Origin of the sequence: Amycolatopsis sp. CA-161197 (assembly GCF_050942255.1) — a bacterium.
In the GTDB taxonomy this organism is placed as follows: Bacteria; Actinomycetota; Actinomycetes; order Mycobacteriales; family Pseudonocardiaceae; genus Amycolatopsis.
Genome location: NZ_CP192059.1, coordinates 6,776,528 through 6,792,422 on the forward strand (window position 1 = coordinate 6,776,528; position 15,895 = coordinate 6,792,422).

14 protein-coding genes and 1 pseudogene are annotated in these 15,895 nt (G+C 73.6%); 5 read left to right on the top strand and 10 right to left on the bottom strand.

What is annotated here, in order from left to right:
- Window positions 1–162 precede the first annotated feature (162 nt).
- From mraZ to ACQPXB_RS31705, 3 genes are all read right to left on the bottom strand, one after another.
- The gene (gene mraZ, locus ACQPXB_RS31695) at window positions 163–594 is read right to left on the bottom strand and encodes a division/cell wall cluster transcriptional repressor MraZ (RefSeq protein ID WP_285965701.1); all 432 of its coding nucleotides are present in this window, start codon (window positions 592–594) and stop codon (window positions 163–165) included.
- A gap of 974 nt (window positions 595–1,568) precedes the next feature.
- Window positions 1,569–2,672: a lysylphosphatidylglycerol synthase transmembrane domain-containing protein gene (locus ACQPXB_RS31700; RefSeq protein ID WP_432845463.1), complete on the bottom strand. Its 1,104-nt coding sequence runs from the start codon at window positions 2,670–2,672 to the stop codon at window positions 1,569–1,571.
- Window positions 2,673–2,771: 99 nt separating this feature from the next.
- Window positions 2,772–3,557 carry a hypothetical protein gene (locus ACQPXB_RS31705; protein WP_366582180.1) on the bottom strand — a complete coding sequence of 262 codons (786 nt, stop codon included), beginning with the start codon at window positions 3,555–3,557 and terminating at the stop codon, window positions 2,772–2,774.
- An 18-nt stretch (window positions 3,558–3,575) separates the two neighbouring features.
- Between ACQPXB_RS31705 and ACQPXB_RS31710 the strand changes: the two genes are divergently transcribed.
- Window positions 3,576–4,130 carry an Lrp/AsnC family transcriptional regulator gene (locus ACQPXB_RS31710; RefSeq protein ID WP_432845464.1) on the top strand — a complete coding sequence of 185 codons (555 nt, stop codon included), beginning with the start codon at window positions 3,576–3,578 and terminating at the stop codon, window positions 4,128–4,130.
- A 349-nt stretch (window positions 4,131–4,479) separates the two neighbouring features.
- On the opposite strand, the gene ACQPXB_RS31715 is transcribed toward ACQPXB_RS31710, so the two are convergent.
- From ACQPXB_RS31715 to ACQPXB_RS31730, 4 genes are read right to left on the bottom strand one after another with little or no spacing between them, the layout of a single operon-like run.
- The gene (locus ACQPXB_RS31715) at window positions 4,480–5,199 is read right to left on the bottom strand and encodes an ESX secretion-associated protein EspG (protein WP_366582182.1); all 720 of its coding nucleotides are present in this window, start codon (window positions 5,197–5,199) and stop codon (window positions 4,480–4,482) included.
- The gene (locus ACQPXB_RS31720; protein ID WP_432845465.1) at window positions 5,196–5,762 is read right to left on the bottom strand and encodes a PPE domain-containing protein; all 567 of its coding nucleotides are present in this window, start codon (window positions 5,760–5,762) and stop codon (window positions 5,196–5,198) included. The genes ACQPXB_RS31715 and ACQPXB_RS31720 overlap by 4 nt, the downstream gene beginning before the upstream one ends.
- A 33-nt stretch (window positions 5,763–5,795) precedes the next feature.
- Window positions 5,796–6,332, bottom strand: a complete 537-nt coding sequence (locus ACQPXB_RS31725; RefSeq protein ID WP_432845466.1) for a DUF3558 family protein — start codon at window positions 6,330–6,332, stop codon at window positions 5,796–5,798.
- Entirely contained in the window at window positions 6,325–6,705 is a 381-nt protein-coding gene (locus tag ACQPXB_RS31730; RefSeq protein WP_366582184.1) for a hypothetical protein, read from the bottom strand. Before ACQPXB_RS31730 ends, ACQPXB_RS31725 begins: the two co-directional genes overlap by 8 nt.
- 389 nt (window positions 6,706–7,094) lie before the next feature.
- On the opposite strand from ACQPXB_RS31730, the gene ACQPXB_RS31735 reads away from it, so the two are divergent.
- The 3 genes and pseudogenes from ACQPXB_RS31735 (at window position 7,095) to ACQPXB_RS31745 (ending at window position 11,924) form a co-directional block, all read left to right on the top strand.
- Window positions 7,095–8,054 (top strand): AAA family ATPase, encoded by a 960-nt coding sequence (locus ACQPXB_RS31735; protein ID WP_366582185.1) that lies wholly within the window; start codon window positions 7,095–7,097, stop codon window positions 8,052–8,054.
- A gap of 33 nt (window positions 8,055–8,087) precedes the next feature.
- The gene (locus tag ACQPXB_RS31740; RefSeq protein WP_386950149.1) at window positions 8,088–9,359 is read left to right on the top strand and encodes a DUF58 domain-containing protein; all 1,272 of its coding nucleotides are present in this window, start codon (window positions 8,088–8,090) and stop codon (window positions 9,357–9,359) included.
- Window positions 9,356–11,924: pseudogene (locus tag ACQPXB_RS31745) on the top strand (transglutaminaseTgpA domain-containing protein). The gene ACQPXB_RS31740 and the pseudogene ACQPXB_RS31745 overlap by 4 nt, the downstream one beginning before the upstream one ends.
- A gap of 275 nt (window positions 11,925–12,199) precedes the next feature.
- Here the strand turns inward: ACQPXB_RS31745 and ACQPXB_RS31750 are convergent.
- The 3 genes from ACQPXB_RS31750 to ACQPXB_RS31760 all read right to left on the bottom strand — a co-directional run bounded on the left by ACQPXB_RS31750 (window position 12,200) and on the right by ACQPXB_RS31760 (window position 14,895).
- The gene (locus tag ACQPXB_RS31750; RefSeq protein WP_366582188.1) at window positions 12,200–12,604 is read right to left on the bottom strand and encodes a DUF3040 domain-containing protein; all 405 of its coding nucleotides are present in this window, start codon (window positions 12,602–12,604) and stop codon (window positions 12,200–12,202) included.
- Window positions 12,605–12,836: 232 nt separating this feature from the next.
- Window positions 12,837–14,054 carry a DNA polymerase IV gene (locus tag ACQPXB_RS31755; protein WP_432856867.1) on the bottom strand — a complete coding sequence of 406 codons (1,218 nt, stop codon included), beginning with the start codon at window positions 14,052–14,054 and terminating at the stop codon, window positions 12,837–12,839.
- Window positions 14,055–14,157: 103 nt separating this feature from the next.
- Window positions 14,158–14,895 (bottom strand): methyltransferase domain-containing protein, encoded by a 738-nt coding sequence (locus tag ACQPXB_RS31760; protein ID WP_386950152.1) that lies wholly within the window; start codon window positions 14,893–14,895, stop codon window positions 14,158–14,160.
- 117 nt (window positions 14,896–15,012) lie between these two features.
- Here ACQPXB_RS31760 and ACQPXB_RS31765 point away from each other — a divergent pair, with 117 nt between their 5' ends.
- Complete coding sequence (locus tag ACQPXB_RS31765; RefSeq protein WP_386950155.1) at window positions 15,013–15,894, top strand: ParA family protein; 882 nt, start codon at window positions 15,013–15,015, stop codon at window positions 15,892–15,894.
- The last annotated feature ends 1 nt before the right edge of the window (window position 15,895 follow it).

Consider the following 15,895-nt stretch of genomic DNA (forward strand, 5'->3'; position numbering starts at 1 on the left):
TCAGGTCCCTGCCCGCCCGCGGTCCGACCTGGCACCGGGGAAGGTGCGCCAGGGCCAAAGAGCGGACAGAGGCCTCACGGCATCCGCGGGGACGTTTCCGGTTCCACGATCCCGGCGGACCCGCGTCCCCCGACGACGCAGGTGCTCCGGTGCCCGTGTCCCCTAGAAGACGCCCGGTAGAACTTCCTCTCGAGCCTTCGCGTAGCTGTCCTCGTGTTCGTCCAGGTAGCCCTGCCACGCCTGGGCGTCCCAGATCTCCAGCCTGGTGATCGCGCCGATCACCACGCACTCCTTGTTCAGCCCGGCGTAGCGCCGGAGCTCGGACGCGATGGTGATGCGCCCCTGCCCGTCCGGGCGTTGTTCGTCCGTTCCGGCGAACAGGTAACGCTGGTAGGCCCGAACCGCCTCGTTCGTGAACGGGGCTTCGGCGACCTTCCGTGCCATCTGCTCGAACTCGGCGCGGGGGAAGACGAAGAGGCAGTGGTCCTGCCCCTTGGTGACCATCAGCCCGCCGGCCAAGGCGTCGCGGAACTTCGCGGGCAGCGCGAGCCGCCCTTTGTCGTCCAGCTTCGGGGTGTGAGTGCCGAGGAACACCGGCCCCCACCTCCCTACCGGCCCCGGCTGGCGAACCACCCGGCTCCGGCCACGGGGCTCCCTTCCGCCCCACTGGTCACCACCGTACCCCACTTTTCACCACAGTCAACGCGACTTGCTCCCCGTTAACTCCGTCGTGTCACGCGTTTACGCAGGTCAGCGCTGTGGGGCCTGGTGGGGGCCGCGTGGGGGGCCGTGGTCAAGATCCCCCGCGCCGGGGTCCCGGAGCAACCCGGACCGGCTGCCGAACGTCCGCTGAACGGCAGCGTGAAGACCAGGAACCCCCTGGGTGGGGCCCGGTGCGGTGGGGAACCCAGGTGGGGGCCGGTGGGGATCGCGGTGGGGTGAGGTGGGGGCGCTGGTGGGGAACGGTGGTGCCGCGCGTGGGGTGTGGTGGGGAGACCGGTGGCGCCGACGGTGGCGCGTCGTGGGGAATCGGGGGAACGTCTGGTCGTCGGGCACCCGCAGTCATCGGGCACTGAGGTAGGGGCGGATCAGAACCTGGGGCGCGGCGGCAGCCGCTGTCGACTTGTTCCCATTCGCAGACGCGGTGGGTGCTCAGCCACGAGGCGCCCAACCGCGGGGTGCTAGCCGATCAGGCCTGCGGCCGGGGGCAGCCGCGGTCTGGCGCCTGAGCACCCGGCCACGAGTCGACCCGATCACCAGGGAACGGGCGCGAGGATCAGGCCTGGCGCAGAGCGGCAGCCGCGCTCGGGTCGTACCCGTGGGCGGCGTCGCGCGCGCCCGGCCACGAGGCGCCAGCCGCGGGACACGGCCGCGCAAGCCGAACAGGCCGGAGCAGGACCACGGCCACGAGGCGCTCACCCCATCACGGAGCCGGCCGCCGGACCTGGACATCGAGCCGATCAGGTCCGCGACAGAGCAGCCGCCGCCGTCCAGTCATGGCCGTGGGCCCTCGCCGCGGCGCCCGATCGCGAGGCGGCCCAACCACCGCACCCGGGCCTCCGAGCCGATCAGGCCTGCGGCAGTGCCGCAGCGGCGGTGCGCTCGTGGCCGTGGGCCGGTGTCGCGTGGGGTTGGAGGGCGTAGACGACCCAGCCGACGAGGGAGAGGCCCGCCCAGCTGATCGCGCGGTAGATCAGCACGGTGGCGGCGGCCGGGGCGGCGGGGACGCCCGCGGCGACGAGCACGCCGAGCAGTCCGGCTTCGGCGAGGCCGGCGCCGCCGGGGAGGATCTGGAGGGCGATGCTGGCCTGGACGACCAGGAAGCCCACGGCGAGGACGTCCCAGCGGATGTGGGTGCCCGTGCCTTCGGCGCTGGCGATGAGGGCGAAGAAGTCGAACCCCCAGCTGGCGAGCGCGAGGACCAGCAGGACGCTCCAGCGGGTGCCGCCGGGGCGCAGCCGTGCGACGCGTTCCGAGAGCTGGAGCGCGGCGGCGTCGGCTTTCTCGAGCCAGGTCTTGCGGCAGGTGGTGCACGTGCCCGGGGTGCGGCCGAAGACGCGCAGCAGTGAGGTGAGCCCGCGTTGCAGGACGGTCGGGTGCGTCAGCAACGCCCACACCCCCGCGGAGCCCGCCGCGACCACGATGGCTGCGGGCACGGCCAGCCGCAGCGGCACCCGGCCGGCCCAGGCCAGGGCGAGAAAGCCGAGGACGATGAGCAGCACGGTGGTGATCACGCCGGCGAGCAGGACCGCCCAGGCCGACAGGGCACTGTCGACGCCGCGTCGGCGCAGCTGGTTGATCGCGTACGCGAGCGAGCCGGCCCCGCCCACCACGGGCACCGTGGTCGAGACGGCGTTCTGCGCGAAGGTGATGCCCTGCACGGCCGAAGGCGGCACGTGCGCTCCCCCGACCAGCAGCAGCTGGCGGTGCACTTCGCCGTAGACGGCCAGCGCCGCGAGCCCGGCGAGCCCGGCCGCCACGACCCAGCCCCACTGGATGCGGTCGAGCTGTGCGAACTCCCTGGCCAGCTCGGGCACACGCCACACGAGGTACCCGAGCGCGGCGGCCACGACGGCCCAGTGGAGCACCGGCCGCCAGGGCAGCCGACGGCGCGCCGCCGCGCGGTGCTCGACCGCTCCGGACTCCGTGTCCGCCATCTCGAGGCTCGTCACGCCGGCCTCCTCCCACACTGTTTCTCAATGGCGACAACCCCAGTGTGCGGCCGAGCATTCCGCCCACCGCGGCGTGAAGTATCACGCCACGAATGGGGGTCAGCGGGATTGACCGGCCCCGACCGGCTGCCGGGCGGCCGGCAACCGGCCGACGAGGTGGTCGGCCGCCACCAGCCCGGCCCCCGCCAGAGCGAACGCCGCCACCGGCCCGAGCGGCACCACGCACCACGCGGTGACCACGGCGAACACCAGCGTCCCGGGCAGCGAGCGCAAAGCGGAACGCACCAGGGTTTCGGCGGCGGCGAAGCCGGACCCGCCGTGGGTGGTCGGGGTGAGGATCGCCAGGACGACCGGAGTGCAGGCGAGCACGCCGGCCAGGTGCGGGCCGAGCATCCTCGACAGGACGGCCAGCGCCGTCACGACGGCCGCAGCGGCCGCGACGCGCACGGGCAGCTCCCAGCGTGGAGCCGGGCCGACGACGTCGATCGGCGGCGCCGGCGGCCAGGTCACCAGCCCGGTGAGCACGACGGCGCCGGTCACCGCCGCCGCGACCCACGGCGACCCCACCTCGGCCACCAGCGACAACGCCCCGGCGGCGACGGCCAGCGCCACCGTGGCCGCGACGGCCGGGCGCCGCACCCGGCGGGCGACCCGGCCATAGCCGAGGCAGAAAGCCGCCACCACCAGCTGGCCGGCGATCATCCCGCGCGCCGCGTCGGCCACGGTGGCTGCACCGTCACGCGCCAGGAGGACGAGCAGGAACGGAAAGGTCGTCGTCGGGAAGCCCGCGAGCCGGCCGCCGAGCCGCGGCCCGTAGCGGCGCTGGACGACGGTCACGAGCAGGACGCTGAACACGGGCAACAGGGGCGGTAGCAGGACATCCATGCCCGGAACGGTTCCAGGATGTCCGCCGAAGGTGGCTCGGAAATCACGGGCTGCGTCGGCTATTCACCGAGTTTTCCTCGGCACTTGCCCGACCTCGCCGAGTTCTGCACAATCACGCCTGTGGACGCCATCGACCGCTCACTCGTCCGGCTCCTCGAAGAGGACGGCCGCCGCACCTACAACGAGCTCAGCGCCCAGGTGCGCCTTTCCGCCAACACCGTCGCGGACCGCGTGCGCCGCCTCCGCGCCGCCGGCGTCATCCGCGGCTTCCGCGCCGACCTGGACCCCGCCGCCCTCGGCCGCGGCCTGACCATGGTCAGCGACGTGCGCCTGCGCGAAGACGTCGACCGCACCCACTTCGAACGCGAACTGCACCGAGTCCCGCAGGTCGTGTCCGGCGCCCGCATGACCGGCGAGTACGACTACCAGCTCCGCCTCGCCTGCCTGGACCCCGCGGAGTTCGAAACGGTCGTCGACCGCCTCAAACGCGAACACGGCGTCCGCGAGCTGCGCAGCCGCCTGGTGCTCCACAAACTCGACGTCAGCGCGACCGGCCTGCTCGACCTCGCCTGAGCCGCCCGGCACAGCTTCCGCCGGGCCCACAGCACCTGACCCAGCTCGAACGAACCATGGCCGCGCAGCGGTCCAACGCCTCGGCCGGCGGCTGCAGCCGCCCGACTCGATGTCAGCGCGACCGGCTCGCTGAATCCGCGTGAGCTGTCGGCGCTCAGCCGAACAACGCCAGGGCCCGCTCTACCAACCGCGGCCCGGGACCGGTGACCAGCTCCAGCATCACTGCAGTGCATTGCACGTGGCCCCAGCTCGAACGCGCACCGATCGAACACCTCGGGCCGGCGAATGCACAACCGCCCGGCTCGACGTCAGCGCGACCGCCCTGCTCGACCCCGCCTAAGCCGGCAGCTCAGCCGAACAGCGCCAGAACCCGCTCGACCAGCCGCGGCCCGTCGACCGGGGCGACGGTCACCCAGTCCTGCCCGCCGCGGCCGGCGGACACGCCGGCGGAGTAGGCGCCCGCGTCGGTGTCGAACCAGGTCAGGCCGCCGCGGCGGTCGATGCGGCCGCTGCTGGTGCGGGTGTAGGCACCGAACTGGCCCGCGGCGAAGACCGGCCGGGCCTGGATCGCGGCGATCTCCTCGGCCTGGCGGGCCGTCGAAGCGGAAGCCGCGGCCGAAGTCGAGTCCCACCCCGAGGCAGGCAGGCTGACGCCGAACCCGGGGCCCGGCGACAGCCGCGGCAGCACCTCGACGAGCGCCGAAACGAGCTCGCCCTCGCGGATTCCGCTGAGTCCCACCGTCCGTTCGGGCTGAACCGCGAGCACCCCGCTGCGGCCGCGCACGGCGGTCACGGCGCGGAACGGCGTGTCGGCAGTCATGTCCACCAGGGCTTCGCACGCGACGTAGCGCGAGCCGCTGTCGAGCAGCCGCAGCCGGTTCTCCAGCTCGGGGGCGAGCCGTCCGTCGAAGAGGCCGCGGCCGGTGAGGCCGCGGTAGACCTCGGCGCGCACGGCCGCGCGTTCGGCCTCGGTCGCGCCGACGCTGGGCACCGCCAGGGGCACCGGAACGGGGCCGAGCCCGAGGTCGTGCCACACCACGTCGAAGGCCGACGCGGAGAGCCGGATCAAGCCGGCCCCGCGCCGAGGGCCGGGGTGTCCGGGAACGCGACGCCCGGCACCAGCCCGTGCAGCGCGGTGTCGCGGGTTCGTACGACGTCGATCGCCTTCTGCCGCGCCGCTTCGGCTTCCGCGCGGCGCGCGTCCATCGCGAACGACAGCCCGGCGAGCTCCAGGACGTTGCCGCTCGCGGCGGCCGAGCGGATCATCGCCGCCGGGTCGAACTCGACCGGCGGCGGCATCTCGGCCCGCGCCCGCGCCGCCACGTCGGCCTGCCCCGCCACGGCGTCACCGACCACAGTGGACACCGCCGCGGACTCCCCCAGCCAGCCGGCCGCCCGCGCGAGCTCCGCGCGCATCGCGTCGCCCGCTTCGCCTTCCCACGTCTCCTGGCTGGCCGCCGACAGCGCGGCCAGCGACGCGGTCGAGTCCTCGAACTTGCGCGCGAGCTCGGTCCAGCGCGCCCCGGCCTGGCCGGCGGCGACGGGGTCGTTGTCCTGTTCGACCTGCGCAGCCAGCGCTTCGTGGCTGAAGGACTCGTAACGGGCCGTCGGCTCGGGCACGGCTGCGGACACGGCACACCTTCCGGTAAACGGGATCGGGAAAGCTCAGGGCAGCTTCGGCTCCACCAGCCCGGCGACGGTCGTCGCGCGGGAGCACGCAAGCGTGGTGTCGGAGAAGCTCGCGTTGCTCACGTCCACCTGCACGCTCGCGGAGTTGCCGACCCCCAGCAGCACGGCGCACGTGCCGGCCGCGGCCTTCTTGTCCGCCACCTGCAGCGCCTGGTGCGCGCCCACCTTCTTCTTGGTGCGCGTGCCGTGGGAGACGTCGAGGTTGGCGAGCCCGGCGGTCTCGTCGAGCGTGACCGTGACGCCGAACGTCGAGGGCACCGTCCAGTCGCACGCGCGCGCCTCGCCGATCGTCTTCGGCTTGCCCAGCTCGGTGAGCCCGGCGCTCGAGCGGTCGCTCGGCGAGAGCAGCGCGCACGGATCCAGCTCGGCCAGCGCCGGACGGGCCGAGCTCGACGGCGCGGGTTCCGGTCCGCCGTCGGCCGCGACCGCCTTCGGGGTCACGGGGCGCCCGCACGCGGCGAGCACGAGGAGGGCAGGGACCAGCAGCAGGAGCTTGCGCACGGGCTCAGCCACCGGCACAGTCCACGCCGTCGGCCGCGGCGTCGTCCTCACGCCGGTACTTTTTCAGCGCGCTCTCGATGCGTTCCTTGAGGTCTTCGATCTGCTTGCCGAACGCGGTCAGCTGCGCGACCGCCGACCCGTCGCGGCCGAAGCCGTACTGCGCCATGAACGCGCCGACCTCGCCGGCGTACCCGCTGCCCAGCGGCACCGAGCGGCCCAGCACGTTGGCTTCGCGGACCATCTCGCCCACCACGTCCTGCAGCTCGCCGAGCTTCGTGTAGGTGGCCGTCGCCAGCTCCGGCGCCACCGCGAACCGGCCGGAGCCGGATCCCGAGCTCGTCAGGCCCGGCACGTCGGGCAGCGGTGCGGCCCCCACCTCGCTCATGAGCGGTTACGCCTCTCCGTAGTCGAGCGACCTCGGTTTCGGAGCATACGTGAGAGCCCTCCGTCAGCGGGAGCACCCGAAAACGCGGCTCCGTACACCCGAACGGCGGACCGAGGGCATTACCGGAGAGTCATCGGCGGCCGTTCGCGGGGTTCCGGCGCCGAGTTCGCCCGAGTTTGACACACTGGATGGAACGCTGATCGCTGCGCGGACAGCGAGCGACCCGGCGGAGCCGGTGAAAGCCGCACAGGCATGCGCCACCAGGAGGACGAGTGACGTCGAGAATCCAGTCCGCCACCCCTGCCGGACCGCAGGGCGGCGGGGCCGGGCAGCCGCCCTACCCCTCGGCGGATGCCCCGAACGGGCGAGGCAACGGGTACGCCCCGAGAGTGTCCCTCGACGAGCTGCACGACACGGCCCGCCGGATCGCCGCCAACGTCGAACGCGTGCTGGTCGGGAAGCCCGACGTCATCCGGATCGCGCTGGTGACCCTCCTCGCCGAGGGTCACCTGCTCGTGGAGGACGTGCCGGGCGTCGGCAAGACCTCGCTGGCCAAGGCGCTCGCGCGGTCGATCGACTGCACCGTGAGCCGCGTGCAGTTCACCCCCGACCTGCTGCCGAGCGACGTCACCGGCGTGTCGATCTACAACCGCCAGACCGGCGAGTTCGAGTTCCGGCCCGGTCCGGTGTTCGCGAACATCGTGGTGGGCGACGAGATCAACCGCGCCTCGCCGAAGACGCAGTCGGCGCTGCTCGAGTGCATGGAAGAGCACCAGGTCACGGTCGACACGAGCACGTACCTGCTCGGCGCGCCGTTCATGGTGATCGCCACGCAGAACCCGATCGAGATGGAGGGCACCTACGCCCTGCCCGAGGCCCAGCGCGACCGCTTCACCGCGCGGGTGTCGATCGGCTACCCCGACCAGCAGGCCGAGCTGGCCATGGTCGACGAGCACGCGGGCCACAACCCGCTGGCCGAGCTTTCGGCGGTGTCCGACGGCGCGACCGTGCAGCGCCTCATCGAGACCGTGCGCGCGGTGCACATCGCGCCGGAGGTCCGGCGCTACGCCGTGGACCTGGTGTCGGCGACCCGGCAGGTGCCGGAGATCCGGCTGGGCGCCTCCCCGCGCGCGACGCTGCACCTGGTCCGTGCCGCGCGGGCTCAGGCGGCGCTGTCGGGCCGCGAGTACGTGGTGCCGGACGACCTGCACACGGTCGCCGTGCCCGTGCTGGCGCACCGGCTCGTGCTCACCACCGAGGCGCACGCCGCCCGCCGCTCGGCGACCGACGTGGTCCGCGCTGTTCTGCACCGCGTCCCCGTCCCCCAGGGCTCCACCGGCACCCGCTGACCGGCGATCCCCTTACGCGAATCCGAGAACCGCATGCTGCGCGCACTCTCCGGCCTCACCACCCGCGGCCGCTGCCTCCTGGCCGCGGGGATCGCCGCGGCCGTGTGCTCGCTGGTGCTCAACGAGCGTGACCTGCTGCGTGTCGCCATCTTCGTGGTGGCGCTGCCGCTGCTGGTCGCCGCGTTCATCTCGGCGACCCGGCTCCGCCTCGGCGCCACGCGGGCGCTGCGGCCGGAGCGCGTGGCCGTCGGCGCGAGCGGCGAGGTGCACCTCGAGCTGTGGCGCAGCGGCCGGCTCCCGGGCGGCGAGGTGCTGCTCGAGGACGGCGTGCCGTACGCGCTGGGCTCGAAGCCGCGGTTCGTCGTCGAGCGGCTGCCGCACGACCGCCGGGTGCTGCTGCGCTACCCGCTGCAGCCGTTGCTGCGCGGGATCCAGCAGGTGGGGCCGCTGCGCGCGACGATCACCGACCCGTTCGGGCTGTGCGAGTTCGAACGCGAGCTGATCGGGCACTCCCGGCTCGTGGTGGTGCCGCGCGTCGTCGGGCTGTGGGGCCTGCCGGGCGGCGCCGGCGTCGGCGCGGGCGACGACGGCACGGTCCGCCTGCACGCCGGGCAGGGTGAGCCCGATGTGATCGTGCGCCACTACCGCACCGGCGACGACATGCGGAAGGTCCACTGGCGCTCCACCGCGCGCCGGGACGAGGTCATGGTGCGCGTCGAGGAACGGCCGTGGCGGGGCGGCACGACCGTGCTGGTCGACCACCGCGCCGCCGCCCACCACGGCACGGGTCCCACGGCAAGCCTCGAGTGGGCGGTGTCGTTCGCCGCTTCCGTGGCGCTGCACCTGCGCCGCTCCGGCCACCGCGTCCGACTGGTCACCGAACACGGCATCACGCTCGCCGACACCCCGGGTGAAGGCGGCGAAGGCTACGACAACGTGGTGCTCGACGCGCTGGCCGGGCTGCAGCCCGCGCACCAGCGCGACGTGACGCTCGGGCACGACCCGGCCGAAGGACAGGAGCTCATCGCGGTGCTCGGCACGGTCAGCGCGGAGTCGGTGCACGAGCTGGCCCGCTACCGCCCGCGCGGCGTCCGCAGCCTCGCGGTGCTGCTGGACACGCCGAGCTGGGCCGGGTCCGGATCGTCCGACCACCAGGCCGCGGCCACGAAGGACGCCGCCGAGCTGCTGCGCGCGAACGGCTGGGGCGTCGTGGTCGCCGGCCCGCAGACGCCGATGCCGCAGGCGTGGGCCGAGCTGTGCCGCACGGGTGCCCACCGCGGCGCCCTGATCGGCGGTGCGCGATGACCACGACGGCACCCCGTCCGCCCGTTTCCCAGGCTCCCCCGCCGATCCCCCACACGCCGACCCCGCAGCCGGCCGCCCAGCCGCCGGTGTGGTCGAGCGGAATCCTGCCGCCCGTCGCCGCCGGCATCGCGACGCTGTGCGCGGCCACGTCGCTGACCGGCGTGGTCTCCGGGTGGGCGTGGTTCGGCTACCTGTTCGTGGCGGTCATCCTGATCGCGTCGACCGGCCTGGCGCTGCGCTCCCTGCGCGCGCCGACGGTGCTCGTCGGTCTGGGCCAGCTCCTGGTGCTGCTGTTCCTGGTCACGGGCGCGTTCACCACGCAAGGCATCCTCAAGATCATCCCCGGCCCCACGGCGTTCGGCGAGCTGCAGGCGACGCTCGCGGCGTCGGCCGAGCAGATCCGCACCGGGCTGCCGCCGGTCGAGGGCACGCAGCCGATCCTGTGCCTGGTGACGATCGCGATCGGGCTGGTCGCGGTGCTCGTCGACACGCTCGCGGTGGCCGCCGCGGCGCCGGCGGCGACTGGTCTGGTCCTGCTGTGCGTGTACGCGGTGCCCGCTGCGCTGTCCGACGAAATGCTGCCGTGGTGGACGTTCCTGCTCGGCGCGGCCGCGTTCGCGTGCCTGCTCGCCCTCGACGGCAACCACCGGCACCGGCGCTGGCGCAACCGTGAGGCGCCCGGTTCGGGCGGGCGCGCGCGTGATGCAGGCGCCCGTGGCCGTGGTCAGCGCGGCGATCGTGCTCGGTCTGCTCGGCGGCGGGATCACGTGGGTGGGCACCGTCGGGAAGATCCCGTTCGGCGCCGGCTCCGGCGCGGGCGGCGACGGCAGCGGCGGGTTCGGCGTCGCGCCGTTCACGCAGCTGCGCGGCCTGCTCGACCAGGGTCAGAACACCGAGCTGTTCCAGGTCCGCGGCCTCGGCAACGACCGCCGGTACCTGCGGGCGTTCACGCTCGACGCGTACACACCGAACCAGGGCTGGGGCCTGCGCGGCGGCGGCCAGGCGCAGACGGGTGTGCTCGCCAACAGCACCCTGCCCGCCGCGCCCGGCGACGACGGCACCGGCGTGTCGCGACAGATCCAGATCCAGCCCACGCAGTGGGTGGACAACTGGCTGCCCGTCTACGGTGCGCCGCGCGCGCTGCGCGGGCTTTCGCCGCAGTGGCTGTACGACCGGGTCAGCGGCGCCGTGTTCACCACGAAGAGCGAGTCCGCGCCGACGTACACCGAGGTGGCGTCGCTGAAGGAACCGACGGCCGCCGAACTGCGGGCGGCCGACCCGAAGTCCGACGAGGTCCCGGCGTTCTACTCGCAGATCGGCCGCGTGGACCCGCGGGTGGTCGCGAAGACGAACCAGCTCATCGCCGGCAAGACCGACAACTTCGACAAGGCCACCGCGCTGTGGCAGTTCTTCAGCGCGCAGAACGGTTTCGTGTACGACACGAAGACCGCGGACGCCACCGACGCCGACGCGCTGGCCGACTTCATCCTCAACGGCAAGCGCGGCTACTGCGAGCAGTACGCGTCGGCGATGGCCGTGATGCTGCGCGTCGCCCACATCCCCGCGCGGGTGGCCATCGGCTTCACGCCGGGCGTGCCGAAGGGCGACTACCAGTCGATCAGCTCGCAGGACGCGCACGCGTGGGTCGAGGCGTACTTCGGCGACAAGGGCTGGGTCAGCTTCGACCCGACGCCGCTCGCCGACGGCCGCGGCATCGTCCCGTCGTACCTGCAGCAGAAGAACTCCAACGCCCAGCAGCCCGACGCCACCGACGACCTGCCCACCGCGCCGCACTCCAGCGCCCCGACGGCGGACTCGCCGCTCGACAAGGGCCAGAACGAGGCCACCCCGGCCACCACGGCCACGCCCGAATCGCACGACGGCTGGCTCGCGATCCTCGCCGCCGTGCTCGCGGTCCTGGGCGCCGCCGCAGTGGTCACCGCGTACGTCCTGCGGCGGCGGCCGCCAGCCCCGGGTGCGGCGACTCCGGATCTGCCGCCCGGGGCCGTACCCGACGGCGACGTCCTCGTCCGCGCGCCCGCTCCCCCGGCCGCGCGGACCAGCCAGGCCGCCCTGTGGCTGCCGCTGGCGGGCGGCGTGCTCCTCGTTGCGGCGCTGGGATTCCTGGCCGGCCTCGTGGCTTGGTGGTTCGCCGTGATCGTCGTGCTGCTCCTGGTCGGGCTCGGCGGCCCGGCCGCGCTGCGCGACTTCGCCCGCCGCCGGCGGCTCCAGGCGATCGTCACCCACGCCCCCGGCTCCGCCGACGCGGCGTGGCGCGAGCTCAAGGCCGAGTGCGCCGACCGTGGCCTGCCCCTGGCCGACAGCGACACGGTCCGCGTGGCCGGCCAGAAGATCGCCGAGCGCCACCACCTCGACGACTCCGGCCGCGACAGCCTGCGCACGGTGATCGGCGCCGTCGAGCGCACCTGGTACAGCGGCGCGACCACGGCTGATCCGGAGCTGGCCCCGGCCTTCGACCGCCTCCGTCACAGCCTGCGCACCACGGCCCCGCTGTCCTTGCGCGGGCGGCTGTTCCCGAAGTCGATCCTGCGGCGCCGCTCCTGACCCACGTGGTTCCCCGGCCCCGGCTCGCTCTGGCGACCGGGGCCGGCGCTTGTCCTGGGTGGGTCGGCCGGGGCCGGACGAACCGGGCCGCAGCACGCGCGGCGGGGCCCGAAGAGAATCACGATCGAGGCAGCCGGGACCGAAGAGTCACGATCGGGCGGGCCTGGGCAACGGCCGCGCCGGGCTGCGAAGGGGCGACCGGACCTGAGCACACGAGAATCCGCGCTCCACCCCTACCGGGTGAAGCGCGGATCCCACGATGTGACCGAAGGGAGCTACTGCTCCTCGAAGCGCTGGCGGAAGCGCTCTTCCATGCGTTGCGTGAACGAGCTCTTGCCGCCCGATCCCTTGCCACCGCCGCCGCGGCCGGAGTCTTTGCCGCCTCCGCCGCTGTCGCCGTGGCGTATCGACGTGACCGCCATCATGACCCCGAAGAACATCACGAGGAACCCCAGCACGCTGATCAACGGGATGTCGGCGACCCGCAGGACGGGCACCACCACGCCGAGCACCAGGAGCGCTACCCCCACCACGAACAGCGCGATCCCTTGGATGCGCCGTCGACGGGCGGGGCGGCGCAACCGGGTGCCACGCACCGTGGATGCGAACTTGGGGTCCTCGGCATAGAGCTCGCGCTCGATCTGATCGAGCAGCCGCTGCTCATGCTCGGAGAGTGGCATCTTTCCTCCTCCGGCACAGCTGTCGCGGGCGCCGGGCCGCGCAACGTTCTGGACCCAACTGCCGGCCCCAGGCGGGGCGGCACTGTCCAGGATACGAGCCCCGCGCGCGTCCGACTACCCGATCCCGCATCCAGAAGGGATCGAATTGGGGGAAATCACGACTGACGTGGGTTGACAGTGGGTCACGACGGCCCGGTGACGGTACAACGGACGACACAATGGGCGACACAGCTCACGTCTCCCGGGGCGTCAGCAACGACGCCGGGCGCACCGCGGCCGACCCGAATTTCGACCGCGCCACGTCGGCGGCCACTTCCGCGTCGCGCCAGCGCGGCTCGGCGGAGGCGAACTGGAGCTGCTCACCGCCCTCGCCCGTGTCCAGGCCCTCCACGCGCACGCCGATCAGCCGCACGGCCCCGGTGGGCGCGTGCTCGGCCAGCAGCTCGACGGCGGTCCGGTGGATGTCGCGCGCGACATCCGTCGCCGTGTACAGCGTGCGCGCCCGGGTGATCGTGGTGAAGTCGGCGAAGCGGACCTTGATCGACACCGTGCGCCCGCGCAGCCCGCGGGCCCGCAGGGTCGCGCCGACCCGTTCGGACAGCCGCAGCAGCTCGAGCCCGAGCTCGGCGCGGCTGTGCAGGTCGATCTCGAACGTCCGCTCCGCCCCGATCGACTTCTCCGCCGTCTCGGGGACCACGGCTCGGTCGTCGTGCCCGTTGGCGAGCGCCCACAGGTGGTCGCCCATCGCGTTGCCCAGCGATCGCCGCAACCGCGCGGGCGGCGCCGCGGCCACGTCGGCGATCGTGTGCAGCGCCTGCCCCCGCAGCTGCTCCTCCGTGCGCTTCCCCACGCCCCACAGCGCCGAGACCGGCAACGGGTGCAGGAACGCCAGCGTCTCGGCCGCCGGCACCACGACCATCCCGTCGGGCTTCGCCATCCCCGACGCGAGCTTCGCGACGTACTTGACCTTCGCCACGCCCACCGAGCACGTGATCCCGTGCTCCGCCTCCACGCGCGAACGGATCCGCGCGCCCAGCTGCGCGGGCGTGGCCCCCAGCCGCCGCAGCGCCCCGCTCACGTCCAGGAAGGCCTCGTCGAGGCTCAGCGGCTCCACGAGCGGTGTGAGCTCGCGGAAGATGTCCATCACCTGCCGCGAGACCTCGCCGTAGAGCCCCGAGGTGGGGGTGATGCAGATCAAGTGCGGGCACAGCCGCTTCGCCGTGGAGAACGGCATCGCGGAGTGCACGCCGTACTTGCGCGCCGGGTAGTTCGCCGCGGACACCACCGACCGCGGCCCGCCGCCGGACACGACGACGGGTTTGTCCACCAGCTCGGGCCGCGTCCGCAGCTCGCAGGACACGAAGAACGCGTCCATGTCCACGTGCAGGATCCCGCAGCCGGTGTCGTCCGGCAGCGTCCCGGCACCCGTGGTGACGCGGTAGCGGGCCATGCCGCTGGGCAGTTCGGCGTTTCTGCTCCCCACGGGGACCGACGCTACCGGGGACCCCCGACAATTCCGGGCAAGCCCGGCTCAGCGCCGCAGGAGCGCAGGTTCAGACCTGCGCGGGCCGCGCCATCGCGTGCAGCCGCCCGGCCACGTCGCGCAACGCCGGCACCGCGGCCGCCGCCAGCTCGAAGTCCGCCAGCTCGTCCTCACGCACCTCGCCGGGCACGACGTCGGCGATCACGCGGTCGCCCTGCAGCAGCGTCACCTCGAGGCCCGCGGCCACCAGCAGCTCGGTCAGGCCGGCGCTGTCGAAGCGGCGCAGCACGGTGTCACGCCCGCCGGGCACCACGCCGTCGGCGCCGTCGAGCAGCCGCTGGGCCTCGGCGATCCGGCCGGCCAGCGCGCGGTGCAGCACGGCCGCGTTGCGGTTGGCCACGAGCACGGACAGCGCCCCGCCGGGGGCGACGGCCGCGGCCAGCGCGGCGAGCGCCACCGCCGGGTCGTCGACGACCTCCAGCAGGCCGTGGGCGAGCACGAGATCGGCCGAGCCGGCCTCGACGTGGGCGCCGAGGGCGTCGGAGTCGTCCGCGATCACCGTGATCCGGTGCGAGACACCCTCCTCCTCGGCCCGGCGCCGCAGCGTCGCCAGCGCGTTGGGATTGGGCTCGACCACCGTCACGAGGCAGCCCGCCGAAGCGAACGGCACCGCCCAGCCGCCACTGCCGCCGCCGACGTCGACGACGGAGGGCTGCTCCACGCCACGGGCGCGGGCAGCCCGCAGCTCCGCTTCGAGCGCCCGGCGAACGGCGCCCGAACCCCGGGCGGCCACGGTGTCCGTCTTCATAGTCGGACAGGGTAGTGCCCGCCCACCGGTCACCCGCCGTCACCCGGGCCTGCCCGGAAGAGGTGTTCGGCACCTTCCTCGCGACCCGGCCCACCCGCGGCCCGTAGGCTGTGCCGAGTGCACACGGTCGCCGTTCTCAGCCTCAAGGGTGGCGTCGGTAAAACGACGGTCGCGCTCGGTATCGCGTCGGCCGCTCTGCGTAGGGGTACCCGCACACTCGTGGCCGACCTCGACCCGCAGGGCAACGCCACGACCTCGCTCGACCCGCCGTACACCGACGCGACGCTCGCCGACGTCCTCGAGACCCCCGCGCGGGCCGTCCTCGAACGCGCGATCGCGCCCAGCGTGTGGAGCGACGAGGTCGACGTGCTGGTCGGCGCCGAGGAGCTGGAGCTGCTCAACGAGCCCGACTCCGACGGCCGGCGCCTGGAGAACCTCTCGCGTGCCCTCGACGAGCTGCACCAGAACCCGTTGCGCGAAGAGCCGTACGAGCTCGTGGTCATCGACTGCCCGCCGTCACTCGGCCGGCTGACGAAGTCGGCGCTGGTGGCGGCCGACAGCGCACTGATTGTCACCGAGCCCACGATGTACGCCGTGGCGGGCGCCCAGCGCGCGCTGGAGGCCATCGAGCGCATCCGCGAGGAGAGCAACCCGGGCCTGCGCCCGATCGGCGTGCTGGTCAACAAGCTGCGCGTGCGCTCCTACGAGCACCAGTTCCGCGTCGCCGAGCTGCGCGAGAACTTCGGCTCGCTGGTGATGCCCACGGCGATCCCCGACCGGCTGGCCGTGCAGCAGGCGCAGGGCGCGTGCAGCCCGATCCACGAGTGGCACTCCCCCGGCGCCCAGGAGATCGCGCTGACGTTCAACATGGTGCTGGCGAAGATCCTGCGGTCCAACCGCGCCGGGCGCCACCGCGTGCGCGGCGACGAGGACGAGGCCCTCGAGACCGCCGACACCACCGCCGAATCGCCGGCGACCGTGTCCGACGCCGCGGGCTGAG